The 14,401-nt window shown below is 33.1% G+C and carries 17 protein-coding genes; 13 read left to right on the top strand and 4 right to left on the bottom strand.

The features are described 5' to 3' along the window. Nucleotides 1-85 precede the first annotated feature (85 nt). The gene (locus OZP10_RS06845; protein ID WP_281634023.1) at nucleotides 86-502 is read left to right on the top strand and encodes a hypothetical protein; all 417 of its coding nucleotides are present in this window, start codon (nucleotides 86-88) and stop codon (nucleotides 500-502) included. Between the two features lie 113 nt (nucleotides 503-615). On the opposite strand, the gene OZP10_RS06840 is transcribed toward OZP10_RS06845, so the two are convergent. Further along, on the bottom strand, nucleotides 616-1,047 hold the full coding sequence (locus OZP10_RS06840) for a TerB family tellurite resistance protein (protein WP_177211913.1): 432 nt from the start codon (nucleotides 1,045-1,047) through the stop codon (nucleotides 616-618). 168 nt (nucleotides 1,048-1,215) lie between these two features. Between OZP10_RS06840 and OZP10_RS06835 the strand changes: the two genes are divergently transcribed. The 5 genes from OZP10_RS06835 (at nucleotide 1,216) to OZP10_RS06815 (ending at nucleotide 4,614) form a co-directional block, all read left to right on the top strand. Further along, a complete protein-coding gene (locus tag OZP10_RS06835; RefSeq protein WP_281634022.1) occupies nucleotides 1,216-1,809 on the top strand; it encodes a HupE/UreJ family protein in 594 nt (197 codons plus the stop codon). 5 nt (nucleotides 1,810-1,814) lie between these two features. Continuing rightward, nucleotides 1,815-2,246, top strand: coding sequence for a deoxycytidylate deaminase (locus OZP10_RS06830; protein WP_248728441.1), 432 nt, complete (start codon nucleotides 1,815-1,817; stop codon nucleotides 2,244-2,246). After that, nucleotides 2,246-3,823, top strand: a complete 1,578-nt coding sequence (locus tag OZP10_RS06825) for a S41 family peptidase (protein ID WP_281634021.1) — start codon at nucleotides 2,246-2,248, stop codon at nucleotides 3,821-3,823. Before OZP10_RS06830 ends, OZP10_RS06825 begins: the two co-directional genes overlap by 1 nt. A 17-nt stretch (nucleotides 3,824-3,840) precedes the next feature. Next, the gene (locus OZP10_RS06820) at nucleotides 3,841-4,206 is read left to right on the top strand and encodes a nuclear transport factor 2 family protein (protein WP_281634020.1); all 366 of its coding nucleotides are present in this window, start codon (nucleotides 3,841-3,843) and stop codon (nucleotides 4,204-4,206) included. A gap of 90 nt (nucleotides 4,207-4,296) precedes the next feature. After that, nucleotides 4,297-4,614, top strand: coding sequence for a hypothetical protein (locus OZP10_RS06815; protein ID WP_281634019.1), 318 nt, complete (start codon nucleotides 4,297-4,299; stop codon nucleotides 4,612-4,614). A 102-nt stretch (nucleotides 4,615-4,716) separates the two neighbouring features. On the opposite strand, the gene OZP10_RS06810 is transcribed toward OZP10_RS06815, so the two are convergent. The 3 genes from OZP10_RS06810 to OZP10_RS06800 form a co-directional block, all read right to left on the bottom strand. After that, complete coding sequence (locus tag OZP10_RS06810) at nucleotides 4,717-5,322, bottom strand: FAD-dependent oxidoreductase (RefSeq protein ID WP_281634753.1); 606 nt, start codon at nucleotides 5,320-5,322, stop codon at nucleotides 4,717-4,719. Between the two features lies 1 nt (nucleotide 5,323). Continuing rightward, on the bottom strand, nucleotides 5,324-5,527 hold the full coding sequence (locus OZP10_RS06805) for a hypothetical protein (protein ID WP_095928256.1): 204 nt from the start codon (nucleotides 5,525-5,527) through the stop codon (nucleotides 5,324-5,326). A gap of 107 nt (nucleotides 5,528-5,634) precedes the next feature. After that, nucleotides 5,635-6,213: a MarC family protein gene (locus tag OZP10_RS06800; protein ID WP_008465051.1), complete on the bottom strand. Its 579-nt coding sequence runs from the start codon at nucleotides 6,211-6,213 to the stop codon at nucleotides 5,635-5,637. 291 nt (nucleotides 6,214-6,504) lie between these two features. Between OZP10_RS06800 and OZP10_RS06795 the strand changes: the two genes are divergently transcribed. The 7 genes from OZP10_RS06795 to OZP10_RS06765 all read left to right on the top strand — a co-directional run bounded on the left by OZP10_RS06795 (nucleotide 6,505) and on the right by OZP10_RS06765 (nucleotide 14,396). Further along, the gene (locus OZP10_RS06795; RefSeq protein WP_281634018.1) at nucleotides 6,505-7,287 is read left to right on the top strand and encodes a hypothetical protein; all 783 of its coding nucleotides are present in this window, start codon (nucleotides 6,505-6,507) and stop codon (nucleotides 7,285-7,287) included. Between the two features lie 86 nt (nucleotides 7,288-7,373). Next, entirely contained in the window at nucleotides 7,374-7,943 is a 570-nt protein-coding gene (locus tag OZP10_RS06790) for a DUF3109 family protein (RefSeq protein ID WP_177211919.1), read from the top strand. 335 nt (nucleotides 7,944-8,278) lie between these two features. Then, the gene (locus tag OZP10_RS06785) at nucleotides 8,279-9,256 is read left to right on the top strand and encodes a ribonucleotide-diphosphate reductase subunit beta (RefSeq protein WP_109190762.1); all 978 of its coding nucleotides are present in this window, start codon (nucleotides 8,279-8,281) and stop codon (nucleotides 9,254-9,256) included. Between the two features lie 262 nt (nucleotides 9,257-9,518). Continuing rightward, complete coding sequence (locus tag OZP10_RS06780) at nucleotides 9,519-11,912, top strand: ribonucleoside-diphosphate reductase subunit alpha (protein ID WP_281634017.1); 2,394 nt, start codon at nucleotides 9,519-9,521, stop codon at nucleotides 11,910-11,912. 116 nt (nucleotides 11,913-12,028) lie between these two features. After that, a complete protein-coding gene (locus OZP10_RS06775) occupies nucleotides 12,029-12,505 on the top strand; it encodes a hypothetical protein (RefSeq protein WP_281634016.1) in 477 nt (158 codons plus the stop codon). A 26-nt stretch (nucleotides 12,506-12,531) separates the two neighbouring features. After that, nucleotides 12,532-12,804 carry a hypothetical protein gene (locus OZP10_RS06770; RefSeq protein ID WP_281634015.1) on the top strand — a complete coding sequence of 91 codons (273 nt, stop codon included), beginning with the start codon at nucleotides 12,532-12,534 and terminating at the stop codon, nucleotides 12,802-12,804. 194 nt (nucleotides 12,805-12,998) lie between these two features. After that, the gene (locus tag OZP10_RS06765) at nucleotides 12,999-14,396 is read left to right on the top strand and encodes a DUF1800 domain-containing protein (RefSeq protein ID WP_281634014.1); all 1,398 of its coding nucleotides are present in this window, start codon (nucleotides 12,999-13,001) and stop codon (nucleotides 14,394-14,396) included. The last annotated feature ends 5 nt before the right edge of the window (nucleotides 14,397-14,401 follow it).

The following is a 14,401-nucleotide window of genomic DNA, read 5'->3' as shown; positions in this document are numbered from 1 at the left end:
TATATAAAGAACCTAGTGTTTATGAGAAATTATGGATTAATTTTTTGTAAATGCCTTAAAACTAATCAAACCTAAAAAGTAAATTATGATGAAGAAAAAACTATTAGTGCTTCTATTTGGAATGTTTTCAGTTTTGTTTGTTTCCTGCAGTAATGATGAGGTTAAAGATCTGCCAACGGGCGCTTCTGGAGATGTGATTAAACTTTCTAAAAAGGAAGCTTCTTTTACCGCAGAAGCCAACAAAATTACGATTACTACAGAGTATAAAGGATGGTGGGTAAATGGTTTTGCATTAGACAAAGCAAGAATTGACAAAGGAACTGTAAATTTGTCTGCTGAAAATTTTATCTTTAAAAATGATGTTTTTGAGGTAGAAAGGAAAAATGGAAACATCTTGATTGTTACCATGAGTAAAAATACAACAGGTGCAGAAAGAGTTCTTAATATAGGATTACAGTCAGGAAACTATTTTGATAATATAAATATCACGCAGTCAAAATAAAGGATTTAAAACACAAAACCCGATAAAATCAATATCGGGTTTTGTGTTTTTAATTTTCGTTTGCAGTCAAGTTTCAGTATAAAAACTGAACACTAAAAACTGATTACTGAATACTATTTATGCATGTGCTGCATTTCGTAGATAAAAGTATCTGCATCTACTTTATTGTCAACTAACGACAATGCTTTTGCAATGATATAATCTACGTTGCTTGGTGTGAATCCTAGCGCAACACTTATTTTTTTCAATAATACTTCTTGTTTGTCTTCAAGATGATGATCAACATGAACCATTCTTGTCAAATCATATAAACGCTCTAAACGTTGAACATATGAATAAGGTGGATTGATCGGATATTTTAACGGATCGCTAAGAATTTCTTCGTATTCCGATTCTGTAATTTCTAAACGAGAAGCAAGTTTGTCTAAAAAGGCTTTTTCTTCTGGATATACAACTCCATCAGCCAATGCTACACGAACGATAGCAGAAAAGTGTCCTTTGTTTCTTTGCTTGAATTCGCTATCAAATAATTCTGAAAATGACATAATTGTAAAGTTTTTGTAAAACAAATATAGCCTTATTTTTAAATTATCGATTTTAAAATTCTCATAAAATTTAACTTTTCTTTATTGAAGGATTTGATGGCTTCAATATTTAAGTTTGAAAATTAATCGTAAGTTTACAACCCCTAATTATTTAATTATATTACACCTATGTCACAATTTTGGATTTATTTTCAAATAGGATTAAAACACGTTTTAGATATCAATGCTTACGATCACGTTCTTTTTTTAATCGCCTTAACCGTTCCGTATCTTTTTAAAGACTGGAAAAGAATTTTTTTATTGGTTTCTCTTTTTACAATTGGTCATACTTTGGCTTTAATTCTTTCTGTTTACGGCATCATTGCCATAAAAGTAGATGTTGTAGAATTCCTGATTCCGATTACAATTCTGGTAACAGCTCTTTATCATTTATTTACGGCTGGAAAGACCTCAAAAAATGATGGCGTAAATCTGGTATTTTTCATAACTTTATTCTTTGGAATTATTCATGGATTAGGTTTTTCTAATTATTTCAAAACAATATTAGGAGGTTCTGCGACCTCAAAATTGTTACCTTTGGGAGAGTTTGCCTTAGGAATAGAAGCTGCTCAGCTAGTAGTAGTTTTTGTGGTTCTGGTAATTTCATATATAGTGCAGACCGTTTTCCGTTTTTCAAAACGTGATTGGGCACTTGTAATGTCGGCTTTTATTATTGGAGTTGTAATTCCGATGATTATCGAAAGCCCAATTTGGAACAGATAAATTAAATGGAAGTAAAAAAAAGGAATAAATACGATAAAGCATATCTACGAATTGCAAAAGAGTGGAGCCTGCTTTCTTACTGTAAACGAAAACAAGTCGGAGCGATTATTGTAAAAGACAGAATGATCATTTCTGACGGTTACAACGGAACGCCATCTGGATTTGAAAATTGTTGTGAAGACGAAGACGGATTAACACGTTGGGATGTTTTGCATGCCGAAGCAAATGCGATCCTGAAAGTAGCAAGATCAACGCAATCTTGTGAAGGAGCAACATTATATATCACGCTTTCGCCTTGCAAAGAATGCAGTAAATTAATACATCAGTCTGGAATAAAAAGAGTGGTGTATAAAGATGGATATCGTGATGATTCTGGAATTCAATTTTTAATAAAAGCAGGCGTAGAGGTAGAACATATTCCTGTTTTAGAAGAGTAATGAAATTTAATCCGAAATATTTGCCAATAGTCATAGGAGCAACTTTTGCTCTTGGAACAATTGCTGGAAGCATTATGAATGCTCCTGCAAGCGACCAGCTTTTGGCTAAAAATTACTCTAAAACCAAACTTAATAAACTTATTGACTTTATCAATACCGAATATGTTGATAGTGTCAATACCGATTCGATTGTAAATCTTACAGTCGATAATATACTTTCCAAATTAGACCCGCATTCAGTTTATATTCCGCCAAGCGAGCAAGCTGAGGTTGCCGAAAGCATGAAAGGTGATTTCGTGGGAATTGGGATTAATTTTTATATGTATAAAGATTCGGTTGCGATTATAAAACCGGTCGAAAACGGACCTTCAGCAAAAGCAGGAATAAAATCTGGCGATCGAATTCTATTCGCTGGAAAAACAAAATTGTACGGTAGAAAACTGCCTTCAGATAGTTTGTTTTCTAAATTAAAAGGCCTTCAGGGTTCAGAAATCGAGCTGACTGTTTTTAGAAAATCAGAACAAAAGAAATTAAAATTTAAAGTAAAACGAGATATTATTCCTATCAAAAGCGTTGATGCTTCTTTGTTGTTAGGAAATAATGTTGGTTACATCAAAATTAATCGTTTTGCAGAAACCACTTTTAATGAGTTTAAAACTGGTTTAACGAGATTAAAACAAAAAGGAATTCAGTCTCTTGTAATTGACCTTCGCGATAATGGCGGTGGTTACATGGAAGAAGCGATTGCCATTGCCGATGAATTTTTGAAAGACAAACAGTTAATCGTTTTTACAAAAAGTAAAAACGGCTCTACTGAGAAAACATACGCTACAAAAGCAGGAAGTTTTGAAACTGGAAAAGTGTACGTTTTAATTAATGAAAATAGTGCTTCTGCAAGCGAAATTCTAGCGGGAGCAATCCAAGATAATGACCGCGGAACGATTGTTGGACGCCGTTCTTTTGGAAAAGGATTAGTTCAGAGAGAAATGGATTTTAACGACGGATCTGCTGTGAGATTGACTGTAGCGCGTTATTACACGCCAACAGGAAGATCGATTCAGAAACCATATAAAAAAGGAAACGAAGAATATTTTAAAGAATCAGAATCTAGAATTGCTACTGGAGAGTTGTATGCGAAAGACAGCATAAAAGTAGCTGATTCATTAAAATTTAAAACTCCAAAAGGTAAAATAGTATACGGCGGCGGCGGAATTGTTCCAGATGTTTTTGTGCCAATGGAAGCAGAGCACGGAAATGAAAATGTTGCTTATTTGCTGCAAACAGGAATTGTTGGTCATTTTGTTTTCGAAGAATTGGATAAAAATAGAAATGCTTTTGCAGGTGATAGTTTCGCTGATTTTTTGGCTAAAATGAAAAACTCAGACCTATATTTCAAAAAATTCAAAAATTATATTTTGATGACAGGTCTGGATTTGAAATTAGATAAAACAAAAGCACTTGTAAACCGTCATATTACGGCTGAATTTGCCCGACAGCTGTATGGAGAATTGTATTATTATGATGTGATCTTAAAAGAAGATGCCATGATAAAAACAATTCTGAATCCGAAGAAATAACTTCAAATCTTTATAGCATGAAAATAGAAACCGTTGTTAATGCAGAAATTGAACTCCTAACTGCAATTAAAAAATCGGATGTTATGGCTTTGGAAACCATTCTTCATGATGATTTATTGTTTAATATGCCAGATGGGCAAACCATTACTAAAGAAATCGATTTACAGACCTACCGTTCTGGAAAGATTAAAATTGATTCTTTGGAAGGTTCTGATCAAATCGTTAATATTATTGGTGACTCGGCTGTAGTTACTGTTACAGTCGCATTAAATGGGGCTTATGATGGCAATCCGATTAACGGAGTTTTCAAATATATAAGAGTCTGGAAAAAAATAGGAAAAAATCTAAAAGTTATAGCAGGAAGCTGTGTTCAGCTGGCGTAAAGTTTGATTAAATAATTTAATGTTAACTTAAAATACAACTTTGCGAACCTTGCATAAATCCTCGCGAACTTCGCGGTTAAGCTAAAATATATGAAAAATTTAAAAAGAATAAGCTTTCTAGCACTTCTAATGACTTTTGTAATCTCTTGTGCAACTATGAAAAACGATACAAATGCTGTAGTTTCAGGAAAAGTAGACGGTATAGAAGCTGGTAAAGACGGCTACACAGCAAAAATTACAACAGACGTCAAAGAAGTATACTTTGCAACAATTAGTATTGTAAACGTTGGCGGGCCTCAAAACTACAAACAACTAAAAATTGGAGATGTAGTATCTGTTAAAGGAGAAAAATGGAAAACCGAGGAGGAAAACCATATTAAAGTAACCCAAATCGTTTCGGTTAAATAAAAGAAAAACAGTCACTCAAAAAAATAAACCATATAAGTGATATAAGTTCATATTATACTTTGCGTATAAATTAACTTATATCACTTATATGGTTTAATAATTTTATCGAATACTATCGTGAGCGTGAGTCTGTACACCGTTATTCCATAAAGTAAGAATATCTGTTGCTACTGCTGCACCACTCCCGGCAGCAATTGCCAATTGACTTCTCCAGCCAGCTAAAGTCCCGATTGCATAAATGCCGTCAGCAACTTTATGATCTTCATTTTTAAGTTGAATTCGCTGTTTTTCTGGAAGCGCTTTTTTGTGAGGTTCAACAAATTGCATTAAACCTTCTATGTCGAAAGTATTGGCAGAACCAATTCCGACTACGATATTTTTTGTTTGGTATGAATTCTTGTTGGTTACAACAGTAAATTCAGGATAACTGCCCTCAATTTTCATTACTTTTTCATTTGGAATCTGAGTAATGTGTGGGTAAGTTGTTGCTAAATCCTCTGTGCTTTCAGAAAGCAGTTCAGAACCTAATTTTCCTGGTGTAATTCCGTAAGCGTTATAAAATATTGCCTCTTGTAAAGAAGAATTCTTCTGGTGGGTAAAAATTCCGATTTTTTTATCAGTAACAAAAGTTTTGTTTTTTGCGGACCCTAAGACAAGAGCACATGACATTCCAGATACTCCTCCGCCGATAATTAAAACATCAAACATATTATCTGTTATCATTCATTTTTTCTTCAATTCTTTTTGAAATTCTAAAAATCAAAAGAATCAAAACAGCGCAAAATGAAGCGGCGATTCCAATAAAAGCTACCATACTATCTCCTTGAAAAGGGTTTTGAAAGTCTAATAGCGTAATATTAAAAACGATTAAAGCTAATGCCAAAAGCACTAAGATTGAAGTGAAAATTTTCATAAGGTTGTTTTGTTTTTGTCTAAAAATAATAAAGTAGAACTCTATGGGGAAAATGCCTTAAAGTTGTATTTTAGAAATTTTACGGGGTAAATTTATAAAAATAAAATTTAGACAAACAAACCTTTAACATTAGCAGCGAATAATTTAACAGCAATTGCTAAAAGTATTACTCCAAATGTCTTGCGAACCACTCCAAGTCCGTTTTCTCCCAACAGATTTTCGATCTTTTTTGAAGACTTCAAGACTATATAAACCAAGATAATATTAAGCACAATCGCAATGATAATGTTGATTGTATGAAACTGAGAACGAAGCGATAATAAGGTTGTCATGGTTCCTGCTCCAGCGATTAGAGGAAAAGCCAGTGGTACAATAGAAGCAGACCCAGGTTCTTCATCACGATAAATTCTGATTCCTAAAATCATTTCTAAAGCTAAAAAGAACAAAACAAACGATCCCGCAACGGCAAATGAATGAACGTCAATACCAATTAAGTTTAGTAAACCTTCTCCAACAAAAAGAAAAACAATCATGATGGCTCCGGCTACAATAGAAGCTTTTTCAGATTCGATGTGTCCGACTTTAGCTCTTAAATTTACAATAATCGGAATTGAACCAACAATATCAATTACGGCAAAAAGCACCATACTAACGGTAATGATTTCTTTAAAATCGATTTCTAACATATCGCTTTGATTTTTAGGGTTTAAAAAACTGCTGCAAAAGTAGTTAATAAAGTTAGGTGTTTTTTCGATACAATGTATTTTTGTTATAAAAACATTTAATACGTGTGTAAAATGTGATATTTGTAACATTATTATGTTTAAATTATTGATTCGGAGAAAAAAAGACGTTTTGTTTCTGAACTTAATTTATTTGAACACTTGTCTTAAGAGAGTTCATGAAATCAAACGTTAAAAAATATAACTTACTGAAAATCAATTGGTAAATTTGTTGTAATTTAAAAAGAGGAGGTTATGAAAAAGATGGTGTTTGTTATAGTTTTCTTGTGTTTATTGTTTTCGTTCAATAGTTCACAAGCCCAAATCTGGCAGCAAATTAAAAAAGCAGCTGAACAAAAAACGCAGAATAGCAGTAAAACTGCTGATCAAAATGCAAGTATGGAAAATGCTGTTTTAAATTATGGCAAAAATAAAGTTGATCCTTCGGTAGTTCCAGATTATTATTCTTTTAGCTGGAAATATATCATGGAAATTAAAACGGATGAAGGCAAGGCAATGAATGCAAATTATTTTCTGGAGCCTAACGCTTCTTATTTTGCAATGAACATTGATCAGGGGAAAGGGCAGAATATGATGATGATAATGGATTCTAAGAATAATATAACGGTGACGGGTTTTGGTGACGGTAAAAGCAAAATGGCGACAGCTTCAAAAATGCCAGATTATTCGTCGATGGCAAAAAAGGAAGGAGAGAAGTCAAAATACACAATTAAGACATTGCCGAATAAAACTTTTTTAGGATACAATTGTAAAGGAATACAAATGACAAACGATGAGCACGATATTATTTGTTATTACACAAGCGAAGCAAAAGTGAGTTTTGGAGATATGTTTAAAAATCAAAAAGGCTGGAAAGTGCCCGATGAATTTGTAAATTACTTTAAACCTGAAGAACGCACTCTGCTGATGGATATGACTATGAAAGATCTAAAAAGTAAGAAAGTGACAACGCTGAAATGTGTTAGTTTAGAAAAGAGTGCTTTTACTTTTAATAAATCGGATTATAAATTCATGTAAAATAAGTTTGCAAGTCAGGTTATTTAGACTAAGAACATATATTTAGGAGTGTTTTTATTTCCTGAATCTTTAGTTACCTTTGCAAAATGTTTCAATTAGGAAAAACCATAGTATCAGAGGACATCCTCGAAAAAGAATTTGTTTGTAATTTATCAGCGTGCAAGGGAGCTTGCTGTGTTGATGGAGATGCCGGCGCGCCTTTAAACGAAGCCGAAACAAAAATTTTAGAAGAAATCTATCCAAAAGTAAAGCCTTTTTTAAGAAAAGAAGGAATTGCTGCAATCGAAGCTCAAGGCACTTGGGTAAAAGGAACTGACGGAGATCTCGAAACGCCGCTTATTGATAATAAAGATTGCGCTTACGTAATTTTTGACGGAAAAACTGCACTTTGCGGAATTGAGCAAGCTTATAACCAAGGACTCGTTGATTGGAAAAAACCAGTTTCTTGTCATTTATATCCAATTCGTGTAAAAGACTTCACAGAATTTGCTGCAGTCAATTATGATAAATGGGATATTTGTGATGATGCCTGTTCGTTAGGAAAAGAATTGGAAGTTCCAGTTTATAAATTCGTAAAAGAAGCGTTGATAAGACGCTTTGGAGAAGACTGGTATTTGGAACTTGAAAAGGTAGCCGAAGAGCTTAAAAATTCGTAAAAATCTGGATTAAAAAGTATAGTCTAATTGACCATATGTTTTAGTTTAAAAAAATAAAGTTTTAACTCAAAAAAAACTTTTTAAAACTATTTAAAATTTCTTGCTTTTTATTCTAAAAAGTCTATATTTTACGGGCTTCTTAAGAATAGTATAGCTTTTAAATCATTCATTTGCAGTAAATTAATTATTGTCTGAAAAATTTTTCAAATTTAAGCCTTTGTTAAAAACTACGTCCGATTGTGAATAAGTTTGGCTTTTATTTTTGACGTTAATTGACAATCTTTGTAGTGCACTGAATGTGTAAAAATTCAATAAAAAAATTAACAGAATCTGTCATGTCACAAATCGAACCAATATTACAAGAAAATAAAAATCGCTTCGTTATTTTTCCGATTAAACATCATGATATTTGGGAGTGGTATAAGAAGATGGAAGCAAGTTTTTGGACTGCAGAAGAAATTGACTTACACCAAGATTTGACAGACTGGAATAATAAATTGAATGACGATGAAAGATATTTCATTAAACATATCTTAGCATTCTTTGCTGCTTCTGACGGAATCGTAAATGAAAATCTTGCTGAGAACTTTGTAAACGAAGTTCAATATGCTGAAGCAAAGTTTTTCTATGGTTTCCAAATTATGATGGAAAACATTCATAGTGAAACGTATTCTTTATTGATTGATACTTATGTAAAAGACGAAGCAGAAAAAACAGAATTGTTTAATGCTTTGGAAGTATTTCCGGCTATTGCAAAAAAAGGAGAATGGGCTTTAAAATGGATCGAGTCAGATTCGTTTGCTGAAAGACTTATTGCTTTTGCTGCAGTTGAAGGAATCTTTTTCTCAGGAGCCTTCTGTTCAATTTATTGGTTGAAAAAACGTGGTTTAATGCCAGGTTTAACTTTCTCTAATGAGTTGATTTCTCGTGACGAAGGCGTACATTGTGATTTTGCGGTTCACCTGCACAATCATCATTTGGTAAATAAAGTGCCAAAAGAAAGAATTAAAGAAATTATTGTCGATGCCTTAGATATCGAAAGACAGTTTGTAACTGAATCTCTTCCGGTAAGTTTAATTGGTATGAATGCTGGTTTGATGACGCAGTATTTAGAGTTCGTTGCTGATAGACTTTTAGTAGAATTAGGTTGTGAGCGTGTTTACGGATCAGCGAATCCATTTGATTTCATGGACATGATTTCTCTTCAAGGAAAAACTAATTTTTTTGAAAAACGTGTTGCAGAGTATCAAAAATCTGGTGTAATGAACACAGACAGCGATGCTCAGAAAATTTCATTTGATGCAGATTTTTAGACAACAAAAATACTTTTAGTGTCTATCTTCTAGAGACACTAAAAAAAGATTACAAGAATATTTTAAGGTTGAATCTCTTTCCCCAAGTCGCAGATTCAATAGCAATTTTTGACGCATTTAAATTCGATTTTCGAATTTGAAATGAGTAACTATTGAGAATTTGGTAATTCTCAAAAATTAATTTAAAAACACGCAATGTTTAAGTGCTGGAGTCCGTTCTCTAGTTACTTTCATTTTTTCAATAACTATAAAAGGTAAGCTTATGTATGTAGTAAAAAGAGATGGCCACAGAGAGCCCGTAATGTTTGATAAGATTACAGAAAGAATCAAAAAATTGTGCTACGGCTTAAATGAGCTTGTAGATCCGGTAAAGGTAGCGATGAGAGTTATCGAAGGATTGTATGACGGAGTTTCGACTTCTGAATTGGATAATCTTGCGGCAGAAACTGCAGCATCTATGACAATTGCCCATCCGGATTATGCACAATTAGCGGCGCGTGTGGCAATTTCAAATTTACACTCTAATACAAAAAAATCTTTCTCAGAAACGATGAAAGATATGTATCACTATGTAAACCCAAGAAACGGTCAAGATGCACCGTTAATTGCTGATGATGTTTACAAAGTGATTCAAGAAAATGCTGCTTTTTTAGATTCTCATATTATTTATACAAGAGATTTTAATTACGATTACTTTGGTTTCAAAACCTTAGAGCGTTCTTACCTTCTTAAAATAAACGGAAAAATAGTAGAACGTCCACAGCACATGTTAATGCGTGTTTCTGTTGGTATTCACTTAGACGATTTAAAATCGGTTATTGAAACTTACGATTTAATGTCTAAAAAGTTCTTTACGCACGCAACACCAACGTTGTTCAATGCTGGAACTCCAAAACCTCAAATGTCTTCTTGTTTCCTTTTGGCAATGCAGGATGATAGTATTGACGGAATTTACGATACATTAAAACAAACAGCAAAAATCTCGCAGTCTGCGGGAGGAATTGGTTTGTCTATTCATAACGTTCGTGCAACAGGATCTTATATTCGCGGTACAAACGGAACTTCAAACGGAATTGTTCCGATGTTGAGAGTTTTCAATGATACTGCTCGTTATGTAGATCAAGGTGGCGGAAAACGTAAAGGAAGTTTTGCGATTTATATCGAAACTTGGCATGCTGATATCTTTGATTTCTTAGATTTAAAGAAAAATACAGGAAAAGAAGAAATGCGTGCGAGAGATTTATTTTTCGCCATGTGGACTTCAGATTTATTCATGAAACGTGTTCAAGAAGATACGACTTGGACTTTAATGTGTCCTAACGAATGTCCAGGATTATATGATGTTTATGGAGATGAATTTGAAGCTTTATACACTGATTATGAATTTCAAGGAAAAGGAAGAAAAACAATCCGTGCTCGTGAGTTATGGGAGAAAATCTTAGAATCTCAAATCGAGACTGGAACGCCATATATGTTGTATAAAGATGCGGCAAACCGTAAATCTAACCACAAGAATTTAGGAACAATTCGTTCTTCTAACTTGTGTACAGAGATTATGGAGTTTACTTCTAAAGATGAAATCGCAGTTTGTAACTTGGCTTCAATCTCTTTACCAATGTTTATTGATAATGGACAATTTGATCACCAAGCGCTTTACAATGTTACAAAACGTGTAACTCGTAACTTGAATAAAGTAATCGACAGAAACTACTACCCAGTAAAAGAAGCTGAAAATTCTAACTTACGCCACCGTCCAGTTGGTTTAGGTGTACAAGGTTTAGCAGATGCTTTCATTATGTTGCGTATGCCGTTTACAAGTGATGAAGCTAAAAAATTAAACCAGGAGATTTTCGAAACATTATACTTCGCTGCTGTAACCGCTTCTATGGAAATGGCAAAAGAAGAAGGGCCATATTCAACTTTCGAAGGTTCGCCAATGTCACAAGGAGAATTCCAGTACAACATGTGGGGAATGAAAGATGAAGAATTATCTGGTCGTTGGGACTGGGCTTCATTAAGAAAAGAAGTTATGGAACACGGAGTTCGTAACTCTTTATTAGTTGCGCCAATGCCAACTGCATCAACTTCTCAAATCTTAGGAAACAACGAAGCTTTCGAACCGTATACATCAAACATTTACACTCGTCGTGTATTGTCTGGAGAGTTCATTGTAGTAAACAAACATTTGCTAGAAGACTTAGTGAAACTAGGTTTATGGAACGAAGATTTGAAACAAGAAATTATGCGTCATAACGGATCTGTTCAAAACATTGATAAGATTCCACAAGACTTGAAAGATCTTTATAAAACAGTTTGGGAAATGTCGATGAAAGATATTATCGATATGTCTCGTCAAAGAGGATATTTCATTGACCAGTCTCAATCGTTGAACTTGTTCATGCAGGATGCAAACTATTCTAAACTTACGTCAATGCACTTTTACGCTTGGCAATCTGGTTTAAAAACAGGAATGTATTACTTAAGAACAAAAGCGGCTGTAGATGCAATTAAATTCACATTAAACAACGATAAAAAAGAAGAAACAGCACCATCTTTAGTTCAGGAAACTGAAGCAATCAGTGTTGAGGATTATAAAGCGATGCTTTTAAAAGCACAAGCAGCAGATCCTGAGGATTGTGAAATGTGTGGGTCTTAATTTCTTTTAGAAGAAAGAAAATAGAGTAAAGAGGAAAGATTATTCCTTGAATTAATAGAAAGCAGTTATTATAATGATAACTGCTTTTTTTGTTAAATTGTATTTAAACAATGTGTATGAATAAAATTTTAGGGTTAGTTTTTTTATTGTGCCTTATTTCATGTAAAGAAAACGTGGAGCAAGTGCAAACTCAAAAAGAAAATAATATAGAGAAAATTAATCAAGATGAGGTTAGAACTATAAGTTCTAGGACAACAAATTATGATACATTGATTAATCGGGTTAAAAAGCATGGTGATGTTGATGCTTATGATGAACTTTTTTATAGTTTTAAAGATTGTTGTTTTCGTGAAAGTACAGATAGTGTAATGGTGTACGCGAAAATTATGGCGGAGAATTTTAATTATGAAAGAGCTTACTATGATTATTACGATGCTATTTTAGAGAAGCATGGAATAGATCATACCAATTTTCCTCAAATTGATATTAGTAAAATGGAAAAAAAAGAGAAACAGAAATTGGAAAACTGGTTTAAGTTTATGATAGAAAGAAAGCAAATTAATCAACAAACATTGGATTCTATTAAAAGATAATAGGTCAGTTTTTTAATCAAAAAAATATGAATGCTAATTTACATGTCACTAATAATAAAAATGAATATTATCAATTGGCAATGCAATATTTTCAAAATTTAAATCGCGAGGAATATGGAAATATTGATTATGATGACATTATTTCAAAATCTATTTCAATTTTAATTGATCATTGTTTTATTCCTACTCCTTGTATTGAAATCAAATTAGAACTTTCTAAAGCTGAAAAAAAGATCGGTAATTATTTTCTTTATGTTGATGAAAATAAAAAATTTATAGATGAATTTCTAATAACATAGCCCGTGGTTTTAACCACGGGCTATATTTCATTTTGATTGTTTAATATTTTGAAAACAATATCCCTAAAAATTCCCCGTTCTAATTATTACTAAAGACTTTTAAAACTTAGCACCTCAGAATCTTAGCGACTTAGCCTCTTTTAAAATTAAACCTTTAAAAGAAATTCAAGTCTTATTGTAATAATTTCTGAACGATGAAAAAAAGCAGTCTTTGGTCCTTACGATTAGGCTTCTCAGGAAAAGAAGCCGATGAAATCGAGAAATTAGGAATTGAAAAATTTCTGAAAAAATCTTATGCTTCAAAGGTTGACAAACAACTCCCCACTTTTTTAGAAGACGATCCTAAAACACTTCTTCAACTAAAGGAATTAAAACAATCCATTAAAGATGCTGATTCAGTAGCTAAGAAAAAAGTTCTCAAAAGAGAAGTTTATTCGGCTATAGAATTCAGAAAGTGGTGGATTGATAAAATGCGGACAGATGAATTTCCGCTTCGCGAAAACATGGTCTGTTTCTGGCACAATCACTTCGTGTCGACAACCCAAAAAGTAAAAGTCAATTATTGGATTTATCAGCACAACATGATTTTGCGCGAAAATGCTTTTGGTAATTTTAAGGAATTAACGAAACAGATTCTGAAATCGAATGCTATGATTAAATATCTGGATAATGTCGATAATAAAAAGGGCAAATTCAACGAAAATCTAAGTCGGGAATTATTGGAATTATTCACAATTGGAATTGGGAATTATTCAGAAAGCGATATTAAGAACGGCGCACGGGCTTTGGCTGGGTTAAATTATGGTGATGAGGGCGCAGTTTATCGAAAAAATATAGAAGATAACAGCGACAAAACGTATTTCGGAAAAACCGGAAACTGGAAAGCAGACGATTTAGTCGATATTATTTTTGAACAGAAAAACATTCCATATTTAATCACGCGAAAAATTCTTAAATGGTTTATTTATGATAATCCGCCAGAAGATTTGGTGGTTCATTATGGCGATTACTTTCGAAAGAAAAACTTCGAAATTGAACCTTTGCTGACTAAAATTTTCACAGAAGAATACGCGAAAGAAAATGCCGGAAACAAAATCAAAGATCCATTGGTTTATATTATTCAGCTTATTGATGAATTAGAAATTAAAGATTTTGACAATGCTATGATTGCACTTTTCATGAGACAACAAGGAATGGATTTGTATAATCAGGTGAATGTAAAAGGTTGGGATGGGGGAAATTCATGGTTGACTTCTCAGGTTTATTTGCAGCGAAACAATACTTCAGATTTACTTTGTAATGGAAGGACAATTTCGAGAAAAATATTAAACACAATGGATGGGCAAATTCAGTCGCCAAAAGCAGAATTCGAAAAAATCGATGTGAAGATTGATTTTGATTCCAGCGGAAACAATAAAACCATTATTGCCGAATTATCGAATAGACTTTTATTTGATGTAAACGAATCGATGCAAAAAGACATGGAGAATCTTCTGAAATATGATTTTGATCCCAAAGATCCGCACGCTGATTTTGCTGTGGTCAGACTTTTTAATTACATCACCAAACTTCCCGAATATCAATTAATCTAAAAGGC

The organism is Flavobacterium luteolum, from assembly GCF_027111275.1.
GTDB lineage: Bacteria > Bacteroidota > Bacteroidia > Flavobacteriales > Flavobacteriaceae > Flavobacterium > Flavobacterium luteolum.
The sequence above is the reverse complement of the archived record's forward strand: the minus strand, read 5'-3'. Positions and strand labels throughout refer to the sequence as shown.

Coding starts and splice junctions, on each gene's coding strand:
- OZP10_RS06845 (WP_281634023.1), top strand. CDS start 86: ATGATGAAGAAAAAACTATTAGTGCTTCTATTTGGAATGTTTTCAGTT.
- OZP10_RS06840 (WP_177211913.1), bottom strand. CDS start 1,047: ATGTCATTTTCAGAATTATTTGATAGCGAATTCAAGCAAAGAAACAAA.
- OZP10_RS06835 (WP_281634022.1), top strand. CDS start 1,216: ATGTCACAATTTTGGATTTATTTTCAAATAGGATTAAAACACGTTTTA.
- OZP10_RS06830 (WP_248728441.1), top strand. CDS start 1,815: ATGGAAGTAAAAAAAAGGAATAAATACGATAAAGCATATCTACGAATT.
- OZP10_RS06825 (WP_281634021.1), top strand. CDS start 2,246: ATGAAATTTAATCCGAAATATTTGCCAATAGTCATAGGAGCAACTTTT.
- OZP10_RS06820 (WP_281634020.1), top strand. CDS start 3,841: ATGAAAATAGAAACCGTTGTTAATGCAGAAATTGAACTCCTAACTGCA.
- OZP10_RS06815 (WP_281634019.1), top strand. CDS start 4,297: ATGAAAAATTTAAAAAGAATAAGCTTTCTAGCACTTCTAATGACTTTT.
- OZP10_RS06810 (WP_281634753.1), bottom strand. CDS start 5,322: ATGTTTGATGTTTTAATTATCGGCGGAGGAGTATCTGGAATGTCATGT.
- OZP10_RS06805 (WP_095928256.1), bottom strand. CDS start 5,527: ATGAAAATTTTCACTTCAATCTTAGTGCTTTTGGCATTAGCTTTAATC.
- OZP10_RS06800 (WP_008465051.1), bottom strand. CDS start 6,213: ATGTTAGAAATCGATTTTAAAGAAATCATTACCGTTAGTATGGTGCTT.
- OZP10_RS06795 (WP_281634018.1), top strand. CDS start 6,505: ATGAAAAAGATGGTGTTTGTTATAGTTTTCTTGTGTTTATTGTTTTCG.
- OZP10_RS06790 (WP_177211919.1), top strand. CDS start 7,374: ATGTTTCAATTAGGAAAAACCATAGTATCAGAGGACATCCTCGAAAAA.
- OZP10_RS06785 (WP_109190762.1), top strand. CDS start 8,279: ATGTCACAAATCGAACCAATATTACAAGAAAATAAAAATCGCTTCGTT.
- OZP10_RS06780 (WP_281634017.1), top strand. CDS start 9,519: ATGTATGTAGTAAAAAGAGATGGCCACAGAGAGCCCGTAATGTTTGAT.
- OZP10_RS06775 (WP_281634016.1), top strand. CDS start 12,029: ATGAATAAAATTTTAGGGTTAGTTTTTTTATTGTGCCTTATTTCATGT.
- OZP10_RS06770 (WP_281634015.1), top strand. CDS start 12,532: ATGAATGCTAATTTACATGTCACTAATAATAAAAATGAATATTATCAA.
- OZP10_RS06765 (WP_281634014.1), top strand. CDS start 12,999: ATGAAAAAAAGCAGTCTTTGGTCCTTACGATTAGGCTTCTCAGGAAAA.